A 22,636-nucleotide genomic window follows, 5' to 3' on the forward strand; every position below is an offset into this window, starting at 1 on the left:
AGCAAATAGAGTCACTCAAATTCTTTTTGGAGAGTTTGATCCTGGCTCAGGATTAATGTTGGCAGTGTGCCTAATACATGCAAGTCGAGCGATATAGCGGCAGACGAGAGAGTAATAGGAAGGAACTTGCCCCGAACTCAAGGATAGCCCACCGAAAGGTGGGGTAATCCTGGATAGTACCGCAAGGTTAAAGCTTTATGCGGTTCGGGAGAGGCCTTCCTCCTATCAGCTTGTTGGTGAGGTAATGGCTCACCAAGGCGATGACGGGTAGCTGGTCTGAGAGGATGACCAGCCTCGATGGGACTGAGACACGGCCCATACTCCTACGGGAGGCAGCAGTAGGGAATTTTGCACAATGGACGCAAGTCTGATGCAGCAACACTGCGTGAAGGATGAAGGTTTTCGGATCGTAAACTTCTTTTACGAGGGAATAAATATGAAGGTACCTCGTGAATAAGCACCGGCTAACTACGTGCCAGCAGCCGCGGTAATACGTAGGGTGCGAACATTATCCGGATTTACTGGGCGTAAAGAGCTCGTAGGTGGTTTGAAAAGTCAAGTATGAAAGACCCGGGCCCAACCCGGGGAACGTACTTGAAACTTTCTGACTAGAGGTGTGCAGGGGAAGATGGAACTTGTAGTGTAGCAGTGAAATGCGTAGATATTACAAGGAACGCCAATGGTGAAGACAGTCTTCTGGGCACTACCTGACACTGAGGAGCGAAAGCGTGGGGAGCGAACGGGATTAGATACCCCGGTAGTCCACGCCGTAAACGATGCATACTAGGAATGCGGAGAATCGACCCTCTGCGTTTCGAAGCTAACGCGTTAAGTATGCCGCCTGGGTAGTACGGCCGCAAGGCTAAAACTCAAAGGAATTGACGGGGACCCGCACAAGCGGTGGAACATGGGGTTTAATTCGTCAACAAGCGAAGAACCTTACCAGGGCTTGACATCTATGGAATCCCGCGGAAACGTGGGAGTGCCGTAAGGAGCCATAAGACAGGTGTTGCACGGTCGTCGTCAGCTCGTGCTGTGAAGTGTACCGTTAAGTCGGCCAACGAGCGCAACCCTTATCGTATGTTAATTTTACATACGAGACTGCCGGTGTTAAATCGGAGGAAGGTGGGGATGACGTCAGATCAGCGTGACCCTTATGTCCTGGGCGACACCCGTGTTACAATGGGTAGAAACAATGGGTTGCCAAACCGCAAGGTGGAGCTAATCCCAACAAACCTACCCCCAGTTCGGATTGAGGGCTGAAACTCGCCCTCATGAAGTCGGAATCGCTAGTAACCGTGGGTCAGCCATACCACGGTGAATACGTTCTCGGGTCTTGTACACACCGCCCGTCAAGTCAGGAAAGCCGGTAACGCCCGAAGGCCTCAACAGAGGACCACGGTGGGATCGGTGATCAGGACTAAGTCGTAACAAGGTATCCCTACCGGAAGGTGGGGATGGATCACCTCCTTTCTAAGGAGCATCTCCCTCGATTTATCGAGGTGAGAGATGGTCGATCGCCTATCACTCGTTCTAAACGAGAGTGAGGCGAAACCTGCGTTCATCATCACTATTTAGTTGCAAAAGAACTCTAAAAAAGAGCCCCTGGGCTCTTTTTTGTGTCTATCTTAATTGACAAAAAAACAAAAAAAGTTTATAATATTGCAGTCGAAATTAAGATTGGCAGAGATCAGTTATTCTTCGAAAAAATTAGGGGTTCAGGATAGAGCGAGACAGGAATTTCTCGATTTGTATTCTGAAGAATAGCGTATTCTGCTCATTTCAATTTGAGGAGGGGCAAAAAGTGAGAGTAATTCGTTTAATAGGTGTTTTCGCTTTGTACATGGCGATCACAAACTGCGTATTCAATTTGCTGACTGGAAACTATCTTGTCACAATTGAAGCCCTGGCAATGGGGCAGACTGAACGTTATCAGCATGATTTTGTGCTGATACAGGTGATGGGAATAATCCTATTTTGTCTACTGATCTGGACTGGTGTGCACTGGTCAAGGAAAGTGTTCAACGCCGATCCAATGAAATTATCGTCGCTCATCGCATCGGGAGTTGCGGGGATAATTGCCTTTCTGGTGTTAACAGTAGCGGCCCATCATGGGTTGTCCTATTACATGCCATTCACGTTAAGCAGCGTCTGGGATCTAACGATCATAGCGATGCTCATAGCGACTTTTTCCTACGCTTGGATTTTCTATGGCCTCTACGGCCTGGGGATCATCTGTCGGCAGGTGGAAGTATGAAGATATCCGTGAAAACAGAAGAGAACACTGCGAATCCATTGCTTTATCGAGCGATCCGTATGCTCGAAAGTGGTGAGATAAATGTTCTTTCAGTTGTCTGGGAGAAAGAAGAAGGTTTCGATTTTCGGATCGAAGCCGAATACTTTCGTCCTGGAAACGCCAACTTCATTGTCTACGATGACGACGGCGAAATAATCGCCTCTGGTTGCAACTCGCAGGACCAGGGCGAAGAAGAGTTAGTTCCCTTCACTCGGGAGGGATTCCGCGAGTTTGCTCAGATGGCGAACGAAATGGGCTTTGTCGCCCAGAGCGGAAATTGGCCCAAATAGGGCATAATTCCACCTCAGTCCACTGCGGATTGGGGGAGGAATCAGAGCGATTGAGATCTCAACGTTTCGATCTCTGTGAATTTCTAAAAAAGAGCCCCGAAGGGGCTCTTTTTTATGTTTGGAATCTAATTTACCCACATACCACTCTTCCCAGTTCAGCTTCGTTTCAGTATAATTACCACATGAAGAATAAATACTCTTTCGGAAAATTCCTTTTCTTGTTGTTATTGGTGGTAGCGGGCTATGTCTTGTACAAGCAGTTTGATCAGTCGAAGCAGATTGCCGATGCTCTGATGGCAGGTGATTGGCGTTGGGTACTGCTAGCCGTGATCGTACAAGTTTTCTATTATCCGCTTTATGCCAAGTATCTCAAGATCTATTTCAACTTTTTCGGACTCAATTATACTTTCAGGAATTTGCTTCAGCTTTATTGTGCTTCCAAATTTACTGATGTTGCATTGCCTATCGCCACTGTCGGCAAAGTGGCACTCTTTAGCGCAGAGGCAAAAAAGGAGGACAAGCCAGTTGTCTCAGCGACTTTCGCCGCTCTGACTGTTGCGATCGGTGACCTAGCAATTTTCTGGGTGATCGCATTACTCCCATTCCTTTTCTTCGGCGACAATCATGTTACTGCCGGATACTATAAAACTGCTTTTCTAGTTTTCACCTTGATAGTCTTTGTCCTGGGCACCTTGGCGCTTCTATATATGAAGAATCGCAAAGTCGGCAAGAAGGTTTTTGGCTGGCTGTCTGGGAGCCTGAGCAAATTTGGCATTGATCTTCCAGGCGAAGAATCACCCAAGGTAAGCGGGCGAATTAGGGATTATTTGCCCAAAGCTTTTTATCTTGGGCTGGCATTGCAGGTTATTAATATTGCGACTTTGGCCCTGATATTGCTTGCGTTTGGCCAGGGTTCCCATCTGGGCCAAACATTAATTTTTTATGCTGTCGGCACTTTGTTTACGGTTGTTTCGATTACTCCGCAGGGAGCTGGTGTGGCTGAGGGTGCGATGACATTGGCTATGACTAGCCTCGGCATCCCGGTCGGAAATGCTCTTCTGATCACGCTGGCTTATCGCGGTATTCTATATTGGATACCATTTCTTCTTGGTTTTTGGCCGTTCCACAAGCTCGATTTGTTCAATCAGAGCAAATAGTTTGATCTCAAAAATTGACCTGTGCCCGGGTCTTTTTTGTTGACAACAAATCAATAAAGTTGTATCGTGTTCGGCATGACCCCAACGAGGGGAGTGGAGGGTAAAGCATGTTGAATACAAGCAACATTATGCCGCTTATCTTGGCGGCAGGCACAAACTCAGATTTTCTGACTCACAGCGGCCAACCATATCCAGCGATGGCGATGTACCGCAACAAGCATCTTTACGAATGGGTCCTCGCGGCTATCCGTGGGGCGGGGCTTCGAGGGGGTCTGATGATCACTGGACAGGACGGGGTTGATCCAAACTTCATCCGAACTCTTCGAGGCGGCGAGACGATGGCAGAAAGCCTGAAGATCGGCCTCAAAGAGGCTGGCAACGCAGAGTATGTTTTGATTGCTACTGCTGATTTGCCGGACATCGCTCCACACGCCGTTCGATTCTTTCTTGAGGATGCGATATCGTCAAAGGCTGACATTGTCTACCCGGTTGTGCCAGCCGCACTTTGCGAAAAAGCATATCCAGGTATGAAGCGGACACTTGTCAGGTTCCGCGAAGGTGTTTTTACCGGAGGGAATTTATTCCTGGTTCGTCGCCAGGCGATGCTCGACAATTGGGAAACCATCACTGGTTTCCTGGAGCTACGCAAGAGCAAGTGGAAACTTGCTCGTAAGCTGGGGCTGGGAGTTATGGCCAAAATGCTTTGTGGTCTGCTGAGCTTGGCTGAAGTCAAGACAATCGCGGATCGACTTCTCGGCGCCAAGACGAAAGTCACTATATGTGATTTCCATGGTGCTGCCACTATCGGCGCTGACGCCGATACCTGGGAACAGTATATGCGGTTCATAAACCGCAAACTTGAAACTTGATTTCTGACCGCCCTGTTTATCCGGGGCGGTATTTTATTGGGAAGGTTGAAAAAAGACGCATAATTTGGTATTATCTTAACGTTAACGAGGGCGTATAGACCCAAAGGGTGGCCTTCGGCCCTCATCTGTGACACTATGAGAGCACTTGTACAATTCAGGAGTAATTTTGGAGGGCGTATAGCTCAGCTGGTTAGAGCGCGTCACTGATAATGACGAGGTCCATGGTTCGAGTCCATGTACGCCCACCAAAATTGCTTCTGTCGATGTCACTGATAATGACGAGGTCCATGGTTCGAGTCCATGTACGCCCACCAGAAAAAGAACACTATTTAGTAGCGTTCTTTTTTGTTTCTAGAGCGATTTTGATTCACATGTTATAATCTCATTATGACAGATATTTTCATCTACATATCCATTCTGCTTATATTGCTTGCTAGCCTGGTCGGCGTCGTAATTCCTCTCTTGCCTGGAATTCCGCTAATGTTTGCGACTGTGTTTATCTACTCATTTTTGGACAAATTTGCTCATCTCACGACCTCGAATGTCGCAGTTTTTCTGATTTTGATGATAGCTTCTCTTTTTGTCGACTATTCTTCGGGACTGATCGGGGCCAAGATTGCGGGCGCCTCGAAAAAGGCAATCCTCGGTGGCACGATTGGAACATTAATTGGCTTATTTTTCTTCCCGCCTCTTGGTGCTGTTCTGGGCTTATTTATCGGAGTATTAGTGGCGGAGGTCCTGCAAGGCGGCAAGAATCTTCGGAGGGCGGTCAAGGCGGCGACAGGGACTCTGCTTGGCAGCCTGGCCGGCGTCGTCACCAACCTCATGATTGGAATACTTTTTATCATCTTATTTTCAATTTACTTTTTCCGATAGAACGGCCGATACGATTGTATATCCGAAAACTTTTCTATTATAATGATGGCATAATCATTTCTAATTTTCCTTGGAGGATACTTTGGCAACATTACGACATTTGGTGCTTCATATCAGACAGTATCGGTCCAAGCACAAGTTGCTTTATTTACTCTGCGGCATGATTGTTTTCTGGGCAGTTTTTGATGGAATAATTTCGTATATTACCCCGCTCCTTATCGTGGAGAGGGGAATTTCCAAGACGAATATGGGTCTAATCATCGGTTTGTCATCACTGGCCGGCGCAATTTTCGACTTTATCATGTGCTGGATTTTCAAAAATGCGACACATCGTCGGATCTTGATAATCATGTTCGTGACATGTCTGCTCTACCCATTGATTCTCTGGAAAGCCCACACCATGGGACTGTTTCTCTTGGCGATGGCGATTTGGGGATTTTATTATGACCTCCACAACATTTCAAATTTTGAATTTGTCGGCAATCACATGCCCAAGGCCGAGCACTCTTCTAGCTTTGGGTTAATCCACGTGGCCGGAGCTCTCGGCTATATGGTCGCGCCGATTTTGGCTGGGTTAATCGTCGGCTACGCAGTAGACTGGAAGCCGTTTGTGATGGCCTGGCTCTTTCTCTTAATCTCACTTTGTTTTTTTGCCGCATTCTCGGCTAGTCAGAAGAAGAAAGAGGAGGAAGTCGAGAGCCTTGATATCGGCGAGCGGATCAAGCCGATCAACCTGCTTCTCGAATTTAGTCTCTGGCATCGGATCGGCAAAGTAATCGCTCCGATTCTAGTCTTGACCTGTCTGATCAATACAATCGATTCTTTTTTCTGGACTGTCGGGCCGCTTCTGGCCGAGAGTTTTGCCGAATATCATGAATTTGCCGGATTTTTCATGGTAGCTTTCACGCTTCCGCCGCTCCTAGTCGGCTGGGGGGTTGGATCTGTGACTGCCAAATACGGGAAGAAGAAGACTGCCTTTGCCGGGTTTATCCTCGGCTCTCTTATCCTCTCGTCGATGTTTCTGTTCAGTGAGCCAATCGCCTTGGCTGCCGTTGTCTTCCTGGCCTCTTCTTGCATCGCTTTCTCTTGGCCAGCGATCAACGGCGTTTACGCCGATTTTATCGGCGAGACAGATTCACTTTCGCGCGAGGTTGAGAGCATGGGGGACTTTTTCGGCAACATCGGCTACATTATCGGACCGATATTGGCTGGTTTTCTAGCCGATCGGCTTGGCAATCAGGCTGCTTTTTCTGCTCTCGGAATCATATCAGCGATAGTTGCGTTTATCCTGTTCCGGATGACTCCGAAACGAATCAAAATTGATACCGCGACCGATACTCCTAGCCACTTTGCAGCGGTCAACGAAATCGAATCCTAAACTTTTGTTCTAGACATTTTGCGGATAGAGATCTTCCGTCTATTTTAGCTTTGTGCTAATATCTTTTCTATATTCGGACATCAGGGGAGGTAATTGTTGTGACCGAAGAACTAATTATTGAGCGAGATTCTCGAGACGAAGGCGTTGATTCAGCACCCAAGCCGACGCATCGGCGAATGTCGCCATATTATCACTGGACGGAACCATTAGGGGTTCTGCTCTACGAGACTCTCAATATCGTTGATCCGAAATCGGACCCGAGCATTGCAGTGCGCGTTGGCCTGCTCGAAGAAACTTACCCGATCCTTACGGACCGGATTTGGAAATTGATCGAATCGGCCAAGGATCCGATTTGTTTCAGTCGGAGTGCTGATGTTCGTCTGGTTTTCTTCGCTCAGACCGAAGAAGGACAGCAGGCCACATCCAAGATGTACCACGTTTACTTGCCGCTTGATGCGGTAGAACTTCACAATCTCCTCCAGAGAGAGCGTGTCTAACTTTTCAGCCAGCCCCTTCCCAGGGCTGGCAATTTTATTTATAATAAGTCTATGAATTTCTTATACTTTCTGATGTGCGCCGCGGTTGGTTTTGCCTTGCTCCGCTATTTCAAGTGGTTTACCGATAGTACTGGCCGTATCGGTTGGATCGAAGAACACGCCGGCGCTGGCATGACCTATACTTTCTGGCAGGTGATGGGAGTAGCCTCGATCGCTTTCGGATTTTATCTCTTATTCCAATAGGTTCGCTTTATCTGCGAGATAATGAAACACCTCACATATGTGAGGTGTTTCATTGGATGTGACAAAATTGTGATTGCGGACGACAATGGAACTATTGATTTGCAGATTTTGCTTCTGCAACCTTCCCTCGGAATTCAGCTACAAATTGTTTGTACTCTTCTGTCCATGTTGGTAGTAGGCCGGGGTTAGCTTCGAAAGTAGCAGCAGCCATCGCTTTTTCAACGTAAATCAATAATTCCTCTTCGAGAAAGTCATGATTGCCGCCGATATACTTATTGTCTAGAAACACTCCCGAATCGAAAGTGCGAGAACCTAGAGGAGTGAAGGCAACGGTCACATTGTGACCGTTTATATTTTGTTCAGCTACAAACTTGCCAGCACCATAATATCCCGCTGGCTCAAATTCAGCCTGACTGGCATCGACATCTCGGCCCAGATTTAGTTGTTGCCTGCTAAGCCCTTCGACTTGTTGCTCTGCTGGCCTCTTGGATACGGAAAATCCTAGTCCCTCTAGCAGGGAGACTGCTTGTTTCTCTCTTTTCTCCAATAGTTCTGCTTCGCTAGGTTTATCAATCGCGAGGCTAGCATCGTCAGGCATACCTGTATCTTTGAACATCATTTTCCTTTGTTAATAATTGTCTGATTATAGAATACTATTTTGGAATAAAAAGGCAATCGTCATCCTGAGAATCAAAAAAACACCATGGCAAGCATGATGCATTTTTGGTGGAACGCAGTATTGCAAGTCAGAACTATAATACTAAATAGCAAGGAACAAATTTATATTCCGAAAATGAGAATTAAAACAATTTGTCTCTAGTCCCGATATCACTTAGCTCGGGGTCAATTTCCCTGACATGAAAGTCTGATTCAATAAAAGATTTTGTTTCTCCATCAAAAACCGCTCGTCCATCGAAGTCTTTTCCTTCAAAAAATAGTGGCATCCAATTTCTATCAGCAGGCCACATATTATCATAAGGAATTTCTTCTTTTAAAAACCATTTGGGTGCCATTTCTTCTGTTTCCTTTGGTTGACCTTCATATTCGGTTACTTCAAAAATATGCATTTCAACCTCTTCATCAGTTCCATCGAAAAAAAATTCTATTACGGCTCTTTCTTTGAAAACTTTTGCAATAATTCCTGATTCTTCTTGAAGCTCACGAACCATGGCCTCTTCGATGGCTTCTCCTTCTTGAACTTTTCCGCCATAACCATTCCACCAACCCTCACCAGAACCACGCTTCTTCATTGCAAGAAGAGTTTTATTTCCATCCTCAATAATTGAAAGGGTAGTGATTTGTCTCATTTTTTCAATTATATCACAGTTCTAACTCTTGTTTATTATAATAAAAAGACTAATCTATCTGGCCCTTCGACAAGCTCAGGGTCATAAAAAATACATCAATAAATTGATGTATTTTTTATGGTGGACCCTACAGGATTCGAACCTGCGACATCCTCGTTGCAAACGAGGCGCTCTACCAACTGAGCTAAGGGCCCTGAAACGAGAGTATTATAACAAAAAAATCAGTCCTGATCAATAAGCGATAGCTTTTCGAATGAGCGTGTGGTATAAAGAAAAAAAATCCAAAAAAAGTGAGGGTACTATCGTGAGGATTGGAAAACATCTGCAGAAGAAAAAATTTCCTGGCGAAATTATTCGTCAGAGCACTGCCAAGGTTCGTCCGAATGTGCGCGAGTACACGGAGAAAGTCCAGGAGCAACAAGCGGAGAGAAGAGCCGCAGAGAAAGTAGTTGAGGCCAACCGGCCTCCATTGCCACCTCCACGTCCATCGCCAGTCAGCGTATCGCCGAACATTCAGTCTCGGATTTTAGATTTCCTGGAACGGCGACCAGCAGTTGAGTGGTATGACTACGAGTTATACGGGGCGTTCGGGGTTGGTTTGGGCGAAATACAAGCCGCGATCAGGGCACTTGGGACAAATGCGAATGTACATATTAGCCAAGATGGCGATACATGGGGCATCCAGCGTTGTCGCTGAGCAATTTAGGATATCCAGGGCGTGCAGTTTCTCTGCACGCCTTATTTATTTCGATTGAATACTTCGAAAAAATGATATATTATAACTATCGTTTAAAATATTAATTTTTATAGAGAAGAATGAGTAATACAGTTCCAAAACATATCGGATTTATCCTAGACGGCAATAGGCGCTGGGCCAAGGAGAGGGGAATGACTTCGTTTCAGGGCCATGATGCGGGATTCAAAAGAGCCAAAGAGATCATTGATTATGCCAACAACCAGGGGCTGGAAGCGATCACGATGTACTGTTTTTCCAAGGAGAATTGGAGCCGATCCAAGGAGGAGGTGGGTTATCTGATGGCGATCTTCACTAATTTTGTCAAGAATTTTCTGGATGAGTTGCATGGGAAGAATATGCAGTTGAGACATCTGGGAGATCTCGAAGGCTTGTCCAAGGGGTTAGTCAAAGTCATCGGGGAAGCGTTGGAGAAGACCAAAGACAACACTGGCTTGGTGGTCCAGCTTGCCCTGAACTATACGGGACGGGATGAGATCAAGAGGGCCGTCGAAAAGCTAGTTGAAAAGAAATTACCAGTCACAATTGAGAATATTTCTGACAATCTGGACACTTCTGGCACCTCTGACCCCGATCTGATCGTTCGCACTTCTGGCGAACAGCGCCTCTCTGGCTTTTTGCTCTGGCAGGCGTCTTATTCAGAATTTTATTTTGCCAAGGTTCATTGGCCAGATTTTACGACGCTAGAGTTCGACAAGGCCGTACTAGAATATAACAGCCGTCAACGACGCTTCGGCGGGAATTAATATTATGATTACTACCGTTCACGTAATTTCAGGGGGATTGCTGGGCGAAAGCATTGGAGATCCATTTCTGGCTTTTGCGGCCGGCATTATTCTTCATTTTATCCTCGATGCCATACCACACTTTGATAATCTTCTAGAAGACGGGGAGTGGACCTGGAAACAGTGGGTCTTCACTAGCGCCGATCTATTGTTGATGACTTCGCTACTAATTTTCCTGAAGCCAGAGCTGTCTCTCTCCAGCCCGTTCCTCTGGGGCGCTTTTGGCGGACTCTTGCCTGATATCTTGGACAACGTCCCATTTTGGCGCAAAAAGTTCCGAAGTACATACTTTGGCGGGAAGTTGCGTGCTTTTCACCAAGGGATCCATCCCAAAGGCAAGCAGAGCGTTTTTTGGGGTGCTATTACTCAAATTGCCGCTCTAACTCTCTTTTATTTCCTCTCTCGATAGAGAGCGAGCTTTTCCCCAACAATTTTGTCCACAATAAGTGTTGACAATACCTGCTCAGTTTGCTAATCTCTTTTTAGTATCAAAAATTGATCTTCATCACACTACACAAGGGGGGTCGCAGGTACAATATTCGCCATCGGCGGACAATTATCTGTGATATTAATTTTTTGTCTGGAACAACCAGGCATTTCAGTCGGGGCCAAAGAGTGCAACTATAAGGTAAAGGTATTTTATACATTGCACTTTTACTTTGTACTTTGACAATTATATAGCGGTAATATGTTCATATAGGTGAATCATATTACGGCAAAAAACGTAAAATACTGTAATTTTACAAAGAACTTTGAAAACTCAGCTTTGCTGAGGTGTGCTTGCAGCGCATTTCAAAGTAAAAATATTCTTCCGATATAAAAAATTTCTCAAATAGTAAACTTTTGTAACCAGCTTTTAGCTGGATCCAGAAATTACTAGTCAAGTGAAGTTATGTCGAATTTCTGCATTTAGCCATCTTTGATGGCCAGATGTAAGATTTCGACCTCTAACAATTTTCGTTGCAATTAAAGGCGTATGGAGGATGCCTTGGCAGAAGATGCCGAAGAAGGACGTAGTAGCCTGCGATAAGCCCCGGGGAGCTGGCAAACAAGCTTTGATCCGAGGATGTCCGAATGGGGAAACCCTATAGACCACCCGCCTTGTGCGGGGAGGTAGGCAAGCCGGTGAACTGAAACATCTTAGTAACCGGAGGAAAAGAAATCGAATGAGATTCCCTTAGTAGTGGCGAGCGAACAGGGATTAGTCCAAACCGCCGAATTTATTCGAGCGGGGTTGTGGGACTCACATAATCAATACGAAAAGATAGGAGAACGAGCCTGGAAAGGACGACCATAGAGCGTGATAGTCGCTTATCCGAAATCTTAGTAGTAGCGAGGTGATGTTCCCGAGTAGCACCAGACACGTGAAACCTGGTGTGAAGCTGGGGCGTTCACGCTCCAAGACTAAATACATCTTCTGACCGATAGTGAACAAGTACTGTGAAGGAAAGGTAAAAAGAACCCTCATAAAGGGAGTGAAATAGAACCTGAAACCATACGCTTACAAGGAGTTAGAGCCTCGATTTATCGGGGTGATAGCGTGCCTTTTGAAGAATGACCCAACGAGTTAGCTATGTGCAGCAAGCTTAAGCGAAAGATCGCGGAGGCGTAGTGAAAGCGAGGCCTAAACGGCCGATTAGTTGTACATACTAGACCCGAAACCAGGTGATCTACCCATGGACAGGGTGAAGGCGGGGTAAAACCCGCTGGAGGCCCGAACCACTAAGCGTGTCAAAGCTTATGGATGAGCTGTGGGTAGCGGAGAAATTCCAATCGAACCTGGAAATAGCTGGTTCTCCTCGAAATATATTTAGGTATAGCCTGGTATTTGTCGCAGGAAGAGGTAGAGCACTGACTGGTTTACGGCAGCTTCGGCTGTCGTACCCAAACAAACTCCGAATTCTTTCTGAATCATACCAGAGTCAGAATGCGAGGGCTAAGCTTCGTGTTCTAAAGGGAAACAGCCCAGACCGTCGTCTAAGGTCCCCAATTATAGTCTAAGTGGTTAAGGTAGTAGGATCTCCAAAACAACCAGGATGTTGGCTTAGAAGCAGCCATTCATTTAAAGAGTGCGTAATAGCTCACTGGTCTAGTTAAGAGGTTCCGCGCCGAAAATTTAACGGGGCTCAAGATTATAACCGAAGACACGGGTTCGTTAATTTATTAACGAGCGGTAGAGGAGCGTTCTTGATGCAGTGAAGATCACGCCGCGAGGCGGGTTGGAGCGTCAAGAAGTGAGAATGTTGGGATTAGTAACGAATTATGCTAGCGAGAAACTAGCACACCAAATATCCAAGGTTTCCTGGGCAACGGTAATCGTCCCAGGGTTAGCCGGTCCTAAGTTGAGGCCGTTGTAGTGGCGGCGTAGACGATGGAAAAGGGGTTAATATTCCCCTGCACTTTTATGTATACCCAAATGACGCCTTGGCGTAGTCTCGAATTAATAATGGTTTATTCTTCGAGGTGTAGCTCGGGACAAGAAAAGTTTGGTTCAAAAGCATAAAAGTTCCGTACCGCAAACCGACTCAGGTGGATGAGGCGAGAAGCCTCAGGTGATCGGGAGAACTCTCCTTAAGGAACTCTGCAAACTAGCAGCCGTAAGTTCGCAATAAGGCTTGCCCTCAGCAATGAGGGCCGCAGCTAAAGAGTCCAGGCGACTGTTTATCAAAAACACAGGTCTATGCTAAACCGTAAGGTGATGTATATGGGCTTATGCCTGCCCAATGCTCGAAGGTCAAACCGGTCCTTGATCGTATTTATTACGCTAGGGGAACGACTAAGCCCGAGTGAATGGCGGCCGTAACTATAACGGTCCTATGGTAGCGAAATTCCTTGTCGGGTAAGTTCCGACCCGCACGAATGGCATAACGATCTGGACACTGTCTCAAGGAGAGATCCGGTGAAATTACAGAACCGGTAAAGATGCCGGTTACTCGCAGCAAGACGGAAAGACCCCGTGGAGCTTTACTATAGCTTGGTATTGAATCGGGGAAATAAATGCGTAGGATAGGTGGGAGACTTTGAAACTATGGCTCTGGTCGTAGTCTAGTCAACAGTGAAATACCACCCTTTTATTTCTTTGATTCTAACTTTTCTCTGTGATACGGGAGAAGGACAGTGCTAGGTGGGTAGTTTAACTGGGGCGGTTGCCTCCTAAATTGTAACGGAGGCGTTCAAAGGTATGCTTAGCCCGGATGGAAATCGGGCCTCGAAGTATAAAAGCACAAGCATGCTTAACTGTGAGACCTACAAGTCGAACAGACGCGAAAGCGGGATTTAATGATCCGATATCATCTCGTGATAGAGATATCGCTCAACGGATAAAAGTTACCCCGGGGATAACAGGCTGATCGCATCCAATAGTCCACATAGACGATGCGGTTTGGCACCTCGATGTCGGCTCATCCTATCCTGGGGCTGAAGCAGGTCCCAAGGGTCTGGCTGTTCGCCAGTTAAAAGGGTACGCGAGCTGGGTTCAGAACGTCGTGAGACAGTTCGGTCCTAATCTGCTGTGAGCGTTGGAAACTTGAGTGGGTGTTCCCCTAGTACGAGAGGACCGGGGAGCGTGAACCTCTGGTGCGCCTGTTGCATTAACCTAATGCAGAGCAGGGTAGCTATGTTCAATTGGATAAGCGCTGAAAGCATATAAGCGCGAAGCTGGCCACAAGATTAGGTTTCCATATAGACCCCTAGTAGACCACTAGGTTGATAGGCCTTAGATGTAAGGACAGCGATGTCTTCAGTCGAGAGGTACTAATAGGTCGAAAGCAATGAAAATCTACTTGACTAGTAATTTCTGGATTCGTCCAGAACTTATCGAGCGTTTAAGATACTTTGGTGTTGGCTCGTCCTTCGACTTCTCTTTCCGCCGATGGCGGATAGCGAGTCGATATGGGATAAGCTGGTGCCAGAGATCGAGCTCATGTTTTTTTCAAATGTGAGTGTGGCAATATTGCCACACTCCGTGTGCAAGAAACAAATATTGAGACTTTAGAAAGTTGTGTGTTGGTGGTTTTAGCGAAGTGGGTACACCTCTTCCCATTCCGAACAGAGAAGTTAAGCACTTCAGCGCCGATGGTACTTGGACCACAAGGTCCCGGGAGAGTAGGACGCCGCCGACACAGAGTTTTCTAAAGTCTTTTTTTGTACCAAAAAATCGGGTTTGCCTCCGATATTTTTTTGGTTAATTTTTTTAATATCTGAAAACAGACGTTATTTCCCGATGCCTTGGCTGTATCGGAAGAGATAAAAGTTGTCATCGGCGAGAGTATTTGGTGCCATGCTTGCGCTTGTGCAAGTCAAATTTTTTATGCTTGTGATATCCTCTGCTATCGAGATTTCCAATTTTGATAAAATATAAAATCCCTGTCCGTTACTGCATTTTTCCTGAAAATAATCATAACGGCATTTACTGCTAGGACTAATCCCAGCATAGCAGCCCTCATCTTTGAAGAGTGGGTCGTGTGGGACTGATCCGGTGAAATATCCGCCTTCAACCAGTTTCTGTGCTATTGAAATCGGATATGTGCTCGGTGTCTGGGTCACGTCAAGCCATGAAATCCAGCCCCAACCATCACCGCTAAGACCGGTCCCGGGGATATAATAGTTTCCCGTGTCCTGATAGAGCAGAGAGTATGCTGTGTTGATTTGACCCACGTCACTTTTTCTTCTGGAATCACGTGCCTTCTTCTGCGCAGTTGTCAGATTGACCACGACAACAGTCGCCAAAATACCGATGATGGCGACGACTACCAGGAGCTCGATAAGGGTAAAGCCAGAATGAAATTTTTTCGGGCTTGCTTTCATTAGCTCCCTATTTTTATAACGAAGAAATTATTCACGTCTTGGCGGTCGGTATATGAAGTGTTCCAAACCGTACTGTCTACAGCACCACTTCCTTTTAAGTTTGTCAGTATGGTGGTGGCGCCCGGGACGCCTGATGAATTTGCAAGATTACTGTTTGGCGTGTCTAATCCTGTCCATAAGTAATATGTGGTTGCTAAGTAGGTGGGAACTGCGCAATCCAGACCCTGCACACCCGTATAATACACATACTGAACATTGTAGGCATGGTTCGGGTCTTTGCGCGTATCGTATCTAACGACTGGGTCTACGGGCATGGTGGGCAAATATGCAGGCACGAGTATCTTCTTAAAATTTTGTTCTTTGACTGTCCAGCTGGTATTCGCACAAGCACTGTCGTAGTAGCTGCTGCTGCCCCTGGCCATTGCTTCAAGCTGAACAGCTTTATTTATCTCTTGAATATCGGAAACTCTCTTGGCGTCTCTGGCTTTCTTCTGCGCAGTTGTCAGATTGACCACGACAACAGTCGTCAAAATACCGATGATGGCGACAACCACCAGAAGTTCTATGAGGGTAAAAGCTCTATTTCTTGTCTGTTGTTTTTTCATCTTAAAAAAATTGTTTGCCTACAAAATCCAACCAGGTTGGTCAATAATAGTAGGAACGTCGCAATCAGTTTTCCCGCCAAGGTTCCAACCGCCATCTTGCACGGAATTGCCCCATTCAGGCTTTGTTTCCAAGAATTGACCGTAACATGTTTTGTCACCATAGTTGCCAGCGGTTGTCTCGAGCCAGGCTCGGATAACAATACCGTTCGACGGGCCCAAATTATTATTATATATATACTTGAAGGCAATATTTCTATTGGTTGGATCCGTTGGGAGGACTGAAATATAGTTTCGAAAGTTGTCCGCCAAAATATTGCCTGTTCCCAAGTGCCCGTGAGTGTTGTTGCCTTGTATGTACTGCGCCCCGTAGTAACACCAATCGGTGGCCCCCCTGCCGCCGCACGAGTCGTCTTTGGCTGGATATGTGCCATTGTCTAATTTATAAAGCCTCGCCGCTGTAGCGACGCTCTCTATATCAGAGATTCTTTTCGCATCCCTGGCTTTCTTCTGAGCAGTCGTCAAATTGATCACGACAACAGTCGCCAAAATTCCAATGATGGCGACGACTACAAGAAGTTCTATCAATGTAAAACCCCTCCTGTTTTGCATGTCAATATTATACAAGACAATTGGTAAATAAAAAATACCCCCGATTGCTCGGGGGTATTTTTGTGACTAGGCGCCGCAACCGGTGCAGCCGCCGCATGATCCTGGATCAATTGTCATAATATGCCTTATTTTAATTATTCTTATTTAATTATACCAAACCTGTCAATTAGAGCAGAATCGCCTCGCGCAGGAGCGGAATGATTTCGCCATATGATTTGGCGGCGATACGGTAAGCAGAACGACCCTTCTCGGTCAGGGAATAGAGAATTCGGACGCGAGAACCAGCGGCAACTTCGTGAGTGGTGGCGTAGCCTTCGTTTTTCAATTGCTCAAGCGCTGGGTAAATCGTTGACTCGGTTGGTCGACAAGTGCCCTCGGAAAGCTCTTCAATTCTTTTGACAATACGATAACCGTAGGATTCTTTGTCCTTGTAAAGTGTTTTTAATAGGAAGAATTTAATCAGTCCCTGATTGATTAATTTCCGCCAGTAGCCTTCATTGGTCAAATCCACAATTCACTCCGCAAATTAGTTTTATTGCTAATATTTTTAGAATTGAAAAAGCGAGTTCCCTCGCTCGTCGTCGTATCTTTAACTTATATCAATCTCACTATCTTGTCAACCGTGTTGAGATTTCGGAATTGTGCTATAATTTGGCCGAAGGAAGTGAATCAAATGCCAGAATTACCAGAAGTTGAGACAATCAGACGTGGGCTCAAGGAAGTTATTTGCGGGAAAGCGATAACTAATTTTGAGAAACGTGACGTTAAAGTTATCCAATTTGAGCCCAAGGAGATTATTGGTGCCAAAATTATCGATGTCGAGCGCCGAGCCAAGATTCTCATCTTCAAGCTGGATAACAAAAAGTCGATTTTGACACATTTGAAAATGACGGGGCAACTGATTTGGGAGGAAAGTGCGGGAGGCAAGGATTTCCAGCTGAAGAAATCTCGGGTGGCTGGCGGTCATCCTAGCCCAGATTGGGTGGCCAAATTGCCAAACGTTCATACACGTTCGATTTTTTATTTTGATGATAATTCGGTTTTGTTCTTCAACGATTTACGTCGTTTTGGCTATATGAAATTGTATGATACGAAGGATCTGGATAATCTGACTGAATTGAAAAAGTTAGGTCCAGAGCCATTTTCTGACCAGTTTACCGTAGACTACCTGATGCGAAAGGCGTCCAAGATCCCAAATCGCAAGATTAAGCAATTCATCACAGACCAGGAAATTATTTCCGGAGTAGGCAATATTTATGTCGATGAAGCTCTATTTTACGCCAAGATTTCGCCGCTTCGATTGGTCAAGGATATCAAGCTTTCGGAGTGGGGACGGATCCGCGAATCAATTGTTAAAGCGTTGGAACTAGGATTAAAATATGGCGGGTCCTCCGAGGATACTTATGTCGACGCTTTTGGTAATCAGGGCACGATGAACGATCACACCAATGTATACCGACACACCGGCGCGTATTGTCCTGACGGTTGTGATGATACAATTAAGAGAATAACGCTTGGCGGACGCGGTACGCATTATTGCCCGAGCTGCCAGAAATAAGGAAGAAAATGGAATTTGAAAATGAAGATGAAAAATTTTTGGTCGAAGAATTAGTTAATTTATTCGACACTTTGCCGGAGCGGATGAACGAAGAACTTGCCAAGGGCGGCAATGATTGGTTGGCCGCTTATGGCTCAGTCTTGCAGAGCGTTTCTGGCTTCGCTGAATCTCCGGATGGCAAGAAATTCTTGCCAAACAAATACTGTTTGCCCGGAAAATACGAAGAAGCGATGGGAGATTTGCAAGCATTAAAAGACGAATATAAATCGTTAGCTCCGGGGGTCAAGGATCGTCCAGACATTTCGGACGAGAAAAAAGAGGAGCTTGTAAAAAGTTTACAACAGATCGGTACGAAACTTGGCTTGCCAAGCGACCTTGAAAATAGTCCCAAGCTTTGATAGTATATTTGTAATGAATCTTATCGCTAACAAAAACTGGTTTTTCTTTTACTTTACTCTGACCAAGGGCCAGTCTATTTAGCGTATTACTCAAAAAACGTTGAAGCTACTGGCCAGATGGCCAGTTTTTTGTTTTTATGGGCCTTGGATCATTCTAAGGCTCCGTACGAAGCAAAAATTCCCCAAAAAGGAGATCCCCATGAGAAAGGACTATTTTGTTCGAGATCCTTTCGGCCCCGAAGGCGAGAAAAAGCATCTGTCTGACCGTGAACGTTACGACGAAATTTGGAAGGTAAGCATGAAGGCTCTGGAGCATCATGCGTCTCTCCACATTGGAGACGTAACAGGGGTCATCATCCTGACAATCCAGGGCGCCAATCTGCGCACCGTTCGCAAGCGGGCAAAATTTCTCGAGTCGCTCGGCCCAGGCCGCCAATTCGCGGTCAAGCGCTACATCACTCAGATGGTCAGCGCTCACTACTATCCTTTGTTCGCGAATTAACTCTACCCTATGAGGTGTCCGATCTGGACACCTCCTTTTATTTCTTGCTATACTTTCTTCATAAAAGTAACGGATTACTGATTATGGAAAAATACGCAGCGATTATCCTTGCCGCTGGCAAGGGCACCAGGATGAACGACGGTTCTGATTCACCGATTCCGAAAGTAATGTTTGAGATTGCTGGCGAGCCGATCATCCGCCATAGTGTCGATTTGATCAGGCATGCGGGCATAGATGATGTCGTCTTGGTAGTCGGGTACAAGAAGGAGCTGATCGAGGATTTTTTCAAAGACGAAGTATCTTACGCTGTTCAAGAAAATCAGCTTGGTACTGGCCATGCCGCGGCGATGGCCAAGCCACTTTTGCGGGGCAAGACTGAGTCAATCATCATTTTTTACGGTGACAATCCACTCTACAAGCCGAGCACGGTGAAGAAAATTATCGAACTTTATGAACAAGAAAAACCAACTGTGGCGATGCTTTCGGTCGTATTTGACGATCCAAAGTTTTGGGGATTTGGCCGAATTCTGCGCGATGATAGTGGCGAAGTGATAGGAATTGTGGAGCAAAAGGATTGCACACCAGAGGAGTCCCTAGTCAAAGAGTCAAACCCAGGGTTCTACATCTTTAACGCTGAATGGTTTTGGGATAATATAGAGAAAATAGGCAATGAGAATGCTCAGCATGAATTTTATTTGACCGATATGATTGTGAAGGCCAAGGAGCAGAACAAGCGAATTGTGGCTATGCCCGTCTCGAGAGAGTCGGAAGCGCTCGGTATCAATAACCCCGATCAATTGGCGCTCGCAGAAAAAATATTGAAAGAAAGAATCGAGGAAAATGACAGAAGCTAAGGTTCAAGAGAAAGTAGGAGGGCTGAAGGACGAGCTTACTGATGTCGTTAGAGATGAGCAATCGAAGGAAAAGGCGATGATGCTGTTGGACTACAAGATCAAAACGATCCACGATTCTACTCGGACCGATTTTTCTCCGATGGCCAAAGTGCATAACAATCTGAGGATGAGATTTCCATGGTACTACAATTGGCACATCAGCCCCTGGAGTTCCGTCACACATCGTCTTATTCTATTGCTACTTATTATCGCGATTATTTTTCTTTTCTATATCACCAAGTCTGGCAACTAGTCTACCTGTTGCATTTTTGCTCTCAATATCGTTTGATTAGCTTATGCCAAATCAACTAAGAGTTAGAGCGGTAGTCTTGAAAGGTACCAATTTTGGCGAAGCCGATCGTATTTTGACGGTTTTGACAGATCGACTCGGCAAGATCAAAGTGATGGCCAAGGGGATTCGCAAGATCAAGTCTCACCTAGCTGGAGCGCTGGAGCCTTTTATGCTGGTCGATTTGCAATTGCATGAGGGAAAAACTTTCTATATCGTGACCGGAGCGGCAATAGAGCGGCCCTTTCACTCTCTGCATGAAAATTTTGGAAAAGTCGGCCAAGCATTCTACTTTGGAGAATTAGTCGACCGATTTATCGAGGAACGGCAGAAAATCCCCGAAATATTCCAATTATTTGAAAACGGACTCGAGCAGATAGAGATAGGGATCAGGTCGATAGTTTTGAGGGGATTCGAGCTCAAAATCGTCGAATATGCCGGGTTCAAACCCGAGCTAAATAATTGTGTCCACTGCAAAGAGAAAATTGCACCAGGTGAAAATTTTTGGGATTCGGTCGAAGGTGGTATAATTTGCACAAATTGTCAGAAGATTCATCACCACGGCGAGCGGATAGGGGACGAAGCGGTCAAATTGCTCCATTTCTTCGAGCGAAGTGACTTGGGCACGATTAGCCGACTCAAGCTGGCCGAATCAGCCGAGAAGGAAGTCGAAAAAATTCTGGCCAATTATGTAGGGAGCATCCTAGAGCGAGAGCTGAAGAGCAAAATATTTTTGATAAAATAAAATGTGAGGTATGAAATGAGCGAAGTGACAAATTATGGCATAGGGAATCTTGGCCTTCCTGACCAAAACAAATTTCGAGTGATGTCATGCGGCGCTATTGACCGTGAACAAATTGTGAGTGAGAATTGGGCGTTAGTTTTTAAATTCAATCAGGACAATTTGTCGGAGTGGAATAAGGCTGTCGATATCGTAGACCAAACCAACAGAAAACAGTGGGATGTCGCGACTGGCCCCGATCCTGATGATGACACCAAATCTGCGGTCTACAGACGCACAATTGATCCCTCTGGGCAGTTGAGCCTCGGCAATTAGTCGATTGTAAGAACTAACTTTATCGAGGGATTTTTTTCTGCTATAGTAGGGTTACTTAATCGAAGGAAATGATGGGCAAGAACGACAAGATGGAAAAAATAATTTCACTTTGTAAGAGGCGTGGTTTTGTCTATCCGTCCTCTGAAATTTATGGCGGATTTGCCAATGCATACGATTTTGGCCCACTCGGGTCTCAGATGAAGAAAAATATCAAAGACGAGTGGTGGAGACGCTTCGTCACATTTCGTGATGATGTTGTTGGTCTCGATAGCGCTATCATCCAAAATCCCAAAGTATGGCAGGCGTCGGGACATCTGACCTCTTTTTCCGACCCGCTTTTTGAGTGCAAGAAGTGCAACCAGCGTTTCCGAGTTGATCATGCCAACGAAGCCAAAGAGAAATACAAGAATCACGAGGAGATGACGAAGGAAGAGAAGGCTATGGTAGTCTGCCCACAGGGCGGCGAGCATAGTTTCACTGATGCCAAAGAATTCAACTTGATGTTCAAGACCTTCATCGGGGTGACCGATGATTCCTCGTCTGTGGCCTATTTGCGTCCAGAGACAGCTCAGGGAATATTCATCAATTTCCAAAATGTATTGCAATCTACTCGGGTGAAAATTCCTTTTGGTATAGCCCAAATCGGCAAGGCTTTTCGCAATGAGATTACCCCTGGCAACTTCATATTTCGCACCCGTGAATTTGAACAGATGGAGATCGAATTTTTTGTCGCTCCAGACAAGGCGGAGTCGAAGAAGTGGCATGACTTTTGGATCGAACAGGTCAAAAATTTCTATTTGGATCTTGGAGTCAATCCAGAAAATCTGAAACTTCGAGCTCATGACAAATCAGAATTATCTCACTATTCTGCCGGGACGACCGATATTGAATATGAATTTCCTTTTGGCACCTCAGAATTAGCTGGAATTGCCCAGCGAACCGATTATGACTTGTCTGAACACGAGAAGGCTTCTGGCCAGGAGCTCAAATATTTTGATGAAGAATCTGGCAAGAAATTCACTCCCTATGTGATTGAGCCCTCCCAAGGTGTTGATCGCGCGATGTTGGCTTTCCTTGTTGATGCGTATGACGAATCAGACGGCACGGACGGACGCAAGGAGGGGGAAGTTACTATGAGAATTCATCCCAAATTGGCGCCAGTTAAGGTTGGAATTTTCCCACTGGTCAAGAAGGAAGGTTTGCCAGAAATCGCCAAGAAAATCTCAGAGGATCTGAAAAGGCATGGTATCACTACATTTTATGATGAATCAGGCTCTGTGGGGCGCCGTTATCGTCGACAGGACGAGATTGGCACTCCTTGGTGTATCACGGTAGATTTCGACTCTCTGACTGACAAATCTGTCACACTGAGAGATCGTGACACGATGGAGCAAGAGAGAGTATCAATTGCAGAAATTGCTACTTTGATTGCTGGCAAATTGAGATAAGATATCCCTTTGAGATTTA

25 protein-coding genes, 2 tRNA genes and 3 rRNA genes are annotated in these 22,636 nt (G+C 45.8%); 23 read left to right on the plus strand and 7 right to left on the minus strand.

The window, feature by feature from the left end:
• The first annotated feature begins 23 nt into the window (after positions 1–23).
• From WC227_01860 to WC227_01905, 10 genes are all read left to right on the plus strand, one after another.
• Positions 24–1,473 (plus strand): 16S ribosomal RNA (locus WC227_01860).
• Positions 1,474–1,804: 331 nt separating this feature from the next.
• Complete coding sequence (locus tag WC227_01865) at positions 1,805–2,257, plus strand: hypothetical protein (protein MFA6963443.1); 453 nt, start codon at positions 1,805–1,807, stop codon at positions 2,255–2,257.
• Entirely contained in the window at positions 2,254–2,586 is a 333-nt protein-coding gene (locus tag WC227_01870) for a hypothetical protein (GenBank protein ID MFA6963444.1), read from the plus strand. The genes WC227_01865 and WC227_01870 overlap by 4 nt, the downstream gene beginning before the upstream one ends.
• A gap of 182 nt (positions 2,587–2,768) precedes the next feature.
• A complete protein-coding gene (locus tag WC227_01875; protein ID MFA6963445.1) occupies positions 2,769–3,743 on the plus strand; it encodes a lysylphosphatidylglycerol synthase transmembrane domain-containing protein in 975 nt (324 codons plus the stop codon).
• A 107-nt stretch (positions 3,744–3,850) separates the two neighbouring features.
• On the plus strand, positions 3,851–4,612 hold the full coding sequence (locus WC227_01880; protein MFA6963446.1) for a nucleotidyltransferase family protein: 762 nt from the start codon (positions 3,851–3,853) through the stop codon (positions 4,610–4,612).
• A 171-nt stretch (positions 4,613–4,783) separates the two neighbouring features.
• A tRNA-Ile gene (locus tag WC227_01885) sits at positions 4,784–4,860 on the plus strand.
• Positions 4,861–4,999: 139 nt separating this feature from the next.
• A complete protein-coding gene (locus tag WC227_01890) occupies positions 5,000–5,488 on the plus strand; it encodes a DUF456 domain-containing protein (GenBank protein MFA6963447.1) in 489 nt (162 codons plus the stop codon).
• Positions 5,489–5,570: 82 nt separating this feature from the next.
• Positions 5,571–6,866, plus strand: coding sequence for an MFS transporter (locus WC227_01895; GenBank protein MFA6963448.1), 1,296 nt, complete (start codon positions 5,571–5,573; stop codon positions 6,864–6,866).
• Positions 6,867–6,964: 98 nt separating this feature from the next.
• Complete coding sequence (locus WC227_01900; protein ID MFA6963449.1) at positions 6,965–7,363, plus strand: hypothetical protein; 399 nt, start codon at positions 6,965–6,967, stop codon at positions 7,361–7,363.
• A gap of 51 nt (positions 7,364–7,414) precedes the next feature.
• Positions 7,415–7,606: a hypothetical protein gene (locus WC227_01905; protein ID MFA6963450.1), complete on the plus strand. Its 192-nt coding sequence runs from the start codon at positions 7,415–7,417 to the stop codon at positions 7,604–7,606.
• Between the two features lie 91 nt (positions 7,607–7,697).
• On the opposite strand, the gene WC227_01910 is transcribed toward WC227_01905, so the two are convergent.
• The 3 genes from WC227_01910 to WC227_01920 form a co-directional block, all read right to left on the minus strand.
• A complete protein-coding gene (locus WC227_01910; GenBank protein ID MFA6963451.1) occupies positions 7,698–8,222 on the minus strand; it encodes a hypothetical protein in 525 nt (174 codons plus the stop codon).
• A 184-nt stretch (positions 8,223–8,406) separates the two neighbouring features.
• On the minus strand, positions 8,407–8,913 hold the full coding sequence (locus WC227_01915; GenBank protein ID MFA6963452.1) for an 8-oxo-dGTP diphosphatase: 507 nt from the start codon (positions 8,911–8,913) through the stop codon (positions 8,407–8,409).
• 118 nt (positions 8,914–9,031) lie between these two features.
• Positions 9,032–9,107 (minus strand) — tRNA-Ala (locus WC227_01920).
• A 59-nt stretch (positions 9,108–9,166) separates the two neighbouring features.
• On the opposite strand from WC227_01920, the gene WC227_01925 reads away from it, so the two are divergent.
• The 5 genes from WC227_01925 (at position 9,167) to rrf (ending at position 14,573) form a co-directional block, all read left to right on the plus strand.
• Positions 9,167–9,610 (plus strand): hypothetical protein, encoded by a 444-nt coding sequence (locus tag WC227_01925; protein ID MFA6963453.1) that lies wholly within the window; start codon positions 9,167–9,169, stop codon positions 9,608–9,610.
• Positions 9,611–9,729: 119 nt separating this feature from the next.
• Positions 9,730–10,413 carry a polyprenyl diphosphate synthase gene (uppS, locus tag WC227_01930; protein ID MFA6963454.1) on the plus strand — a complete coding sequence of 228 codons (684 nt, stop codon included), beginning with the start codon at positions 9,730–9,732 and terminating at the stop codon, positions 10,411–10,413.
• A 4-nt stretch (positions 10,414–10,417) separates the two neighbouring features.
• Entirely contained in the window at positions 10,418–10,861 is a 444-nt protein-coding gene (locus tag WC227_01935) for a hypothetical protein (GenBank protein MFA6963455.1), read from the plus strand.
• Between the two features lie 547 nt (positions 10,862–11,408).
• Positions 11,409–14,229 (plus strand): 23S ribosomal RNA (locus WC227_01940).
• Positions 14,230–14,456: 227 nt separating this feature from the next.
• Positions 14,457–14,573, plus strand: a 5S ribosomal RNA gene (gene rrf, locus WC227_01945).
• A gap of 91 nt (positions 14,574–14,664) precedes the next feature.
• Here the strand turns inward: rrf and WC227_01950 are convergent.
• From WC227_01950 to WC227_01965, 4 genes are all read right to left on the minus strand, one after another.
• Complete coding sequence (locus tag WC227_01950) at positions 14,665–15,258, minus strand: prepilin-type N-terminal cleavage/methylation domain-containing protein (protein ID MFA6963456.1); 594 nt, start codon at positions 15,256–15,258, stop codon at positions 14,665–14,667.
• Complete coding sequence (locus WC227_01955; GenBank protein ID MFA6963457.1) at positions 15,258–15,863, minus strand: type II secretion system protein; 606 nt, start codon at positions 15,861–15,863, stop codon at positions 15,258–15,260. The genes WC227_01950 and WC227_01955 overlap by 1 nt, the downstream gene beginning before the upstream one ends.
• Positions 15,864–15,881: 18 nt before the next feature.
• A complete protein-coding gene (locus WC227_01960) occupies positions 15,882–16,472 on the minus strand; it encodes a prepilin-type N-terminal cleavage/methylation domain-containing protein (protein MFA6963458.1) in 591 nt (196 codons plus the stop codon).
• Positions 16,473–16,638: 166 nt separating this feature from the next.
• Positions 16,639–16,983: a PadR family transcriptional regulator gene (locus tag WC227_01965; protein ID MFA6963459.1), complete on the minus strand. Its 345-nt coding sequence runs from the start codon at positions 16,981–16,983 to the stop codon at positions 16,639–16,641.
• Positions 16,984–17,145: 162 nt separating this feature from the next.
• On the opposite strand from WC227_01965, the gene mutM reads away from it, so the two are divergent.
• The 8 genes from mutM to WC227_02005 all read left to right on the plus strand — a co-directional run bounded on the left by mutM (position 17,146) and on the right by WC227_02005 (position 22,617).
• Entirely contained in the window at positions 17,146–18,030 is an 885-nt protein-coding gene (gene mutM / locus WC227_01970) for a bifunctional DNA-formamidopyrimidine glycosylase/DNA-(apurinic or apyrimidinic site) lyase (protein MFA6963460.1), read from the plus strand.
• Positions 18,031–18,038: 8 nt separating this feature from the next.
• Positions 18,039–18,428: a hypothetical protein gene (locus tag WC227_01975; GenBank protein ID MFA6963461.1), complete on the plus strand. Its 390-nt coding sequence runs from the start codon at positions 18,039–18,041 to the stop codon at positions 18,426–18,428.
• Between the two features lie 199 nt (positions 18,429–18,627).
• Complete coding sequence (locus tag WC227_01980) at positions 18,628–18,930, plus strand: hypothetical protein (GenBank protein ID MFA6963462.1); 303 nt, start codon at positions 18,628–18,630, stop codon at positions 18,928–18,930.
• Between the two features lie 83 nt (positions 18,931–19,013).
• Positions 19,014–19,784, plus strand: a complete 771-nt coding sequence (locus tag WC227_01985) for a sugar phosphate nucleotidyltransferase (protein ID MFA6963463.1) — start codon at positions 19,014–19,016, stop codon at positions 19,782–19,784.
• Entirely contained in the window at positions 19,771–20,076 is a 306-nt protein-coding gene (locus WC227_01990; protein ID MFA6963464.1) for a hypothetical protein, read from the plus strand. Before WC227_01985 ends, WC227_01990 begins: the two co-directional genes overlap by 14 nt.
• A 43-nt stretch (positions 20,077–20,119) precedes the next feature.
• Positions 20,120–20,857: a DNA repair protein RecO gene (gene recO, locus WC227_01995; protein MFA6963465.1), complete on the plus strand. Its 738-nt coding sequence runs from the start codon at positions 20,120–20,122 to the stop codon at positions 20,855–20,857.
• A 15-nt stretch (positions 20,858–20,872) separates the two neighbouring features.
• The gene (locus tag WC227_02000; GenBank protein ID MFA6963466.1) at positions 20,873–21,169 is read left to right on the plus strand and encodes a hypothetical protein; all 297 of its coding nucleotides are present in this window, start codon (positions 20,873–20,875) and stop codon (positions 21,167–21,169) included.
• 71 nt (positions 21,170–21,240) lie between these two features.
• Positions 21,241–22,617, plus strand: coding sequence for a glycine--tRNA ligase (locus WC227_02005; GenBank protein MFA6963467.1), 1,377 nt, complete (start codon positions 21,241–21,243; stop codon positions 22,615–22,617).
• The last annotated feature ends 19 nt before the right edge of the window (positions 22,618–22,636 follow it).

It is taken from the genome of Patescibacteria group bacterium (genome assembly GCA_041671645.1).
GTDB lineage: Bacteria > Patescibacteriota > UBA1384 > XYA2-FULL-43-10 > 1-14-0-10-43-13 > JBAZBD01.

What these genes read in the sequence shown, in the direction of transcription:
- WC227_01905 (MFA6963450.1), top strand. Translation starts at nt 7,415, where the DNA reads ATGAATTTCTTATACTTTCTGATGTGCGCCGCGGTTGGTTTTGCCTTG.
- WC227_01975 (MFA6963461.1), top strand. Translation starts at nt 18,039, where the DNA reads ATGGAATTTGAAAATGAAGATGAAAAATTTTTGGTCGAAGAATTAGTT.
- mutM (MFA6963460.1), top strand. Translation starts at nt 17,146, where the DNA reads ATGCCAGAATTACCAGAAGTTGAGACAATCAGACGTGGGCTCAAGGAA.
- WC227_02000 (MFA6963466.1), top strand. Translation starts at nt 20,873, where the DNA reads ATGAGCGAAGTGACAAATTATGGCATAGGGAATCTTGGCCTTCCTGAC.
- WC227_01915 (MFA6963452.1), bottom strand. Translation starts at nt 8,913, where the DNA reads ATGAGACAAATCACTACCCTTTCAATTATTGAGGATGGAAATAAAACT.
- WC227_01955 (MFA6963457.1), bottom strand. Translation starts at nt 15,863, where the DNA reads ATGAAAAAACAACAGACAAGAAATAGAGCTTTTACCCTCATAGAACTT.
- WC227_01890 (MFA6963447.1), top strand. Translation starts at nt 5,000, where the DNA reads ATGACAGATATTTTCATCTACATATCCATTCTGCTTATATTGCTTGCT.
- WC227_01910 (MFA6963451.1), bottom strand. Translation starts at nt 8,222, where the DNA reads ATGTTCAAAGATACAGGTATGCCTGACGATGCTAGCCTCGCGATTGAT.
- WC227_01960 (MFA6963458.1), bottom strand. Translation starts at nt 16,472, where the DNA reads ATGCAAAACAGGAGGGGTTTTACATTGATAGAACTTCTTGTAGTCGTC.
- WC227_01980 (MFA6963462.1), top strand. Translation starts at nt 18,628, where the DNA reads ATGAGAAAGGACTATTTTGTTCGAGATCCTTTCGGCCCCGAAGGCGAG.
- uppS (MFA6963454.1), top strand. Translation starts at nt 9,730, where the DNA reads ATGAGTAATACAGTTCCAAAACATATCGGATTTATCCTAGACGGCAAT.
- WC227_01950 (MFA6963456.1), bottom strand. Translation starts at nt 15,258, where the DNA reads ATGAAAGCAAGCCCGAAAAAATTTCATTCTGGCTTTACCCTTATCGAG.
- WC227_01880 (MFA6963446.1), top strand. Translation starts at nt 3,851, where the DNA reads ATGTTGAATACAAGCAACATTATGCCGCTTATCTTGGCGGCAGGCACA.
- WC227_01875 (MFA6963445.1), top strand. Translation starts at nt 2,769, where the DNA reads ATGAAGAATAAATACTCTTTCGGAAAATTCCTTTTCTTGTTGTTATTG.
- WC227_01990 (MFA6963464.1), top strand. Translation starts at nt 19,771, where the DNA reads ATGACAGAAGCTAAGGTTCAAGAGAAAGTAGGAGGGCTGAAGGACGAG.
- WC227_01925 (MFA6963453.1), top strand. Translation starts at nt 9,167, where the DNA reads ATGAGCGTGTGGTATAAAGAAAAAAAATCCAAAAAAAGTGAGGGTACT.
- WC227_02005 (MFA6963467.1), top strand. Translation starts at nt 21,241, where the DNA reads ATGGGCAAGAACGACAAGATGGAAAAAATAATTTCACTTTGTAAGAGG.
- WC227_01985 (MFA6963463.1), top strand. Translation starts at nt 19,014, where the DNA reads ATGGAAAAATACGCAGCGATTATCCTTGCCGCTGGCAAGGGCACCAGG.
- WC227_01870 (MFA6963444.1), top strand. Translation starts at nt 2,254, where the DNA reads ATGAAGATATCCGTGAAAACAGAAGAGAACACTGCGAATCCATTGCTT.
- recO (MFA6963465.1), top strand. Translation starts at nt 20,120, where the DNA reads ATGCCAAATCAACTAAGAGTTAGAGCGGTAGTCTTGAAAGGTACCAAT.
- WC227_01935 (MFA6963455.1), top strand. Translation starts at nt 10,418, where the DNA reads ATGATTACTACCGTTCACGTAATTTCAGGGGGATTGCTGGGCGAAAGC.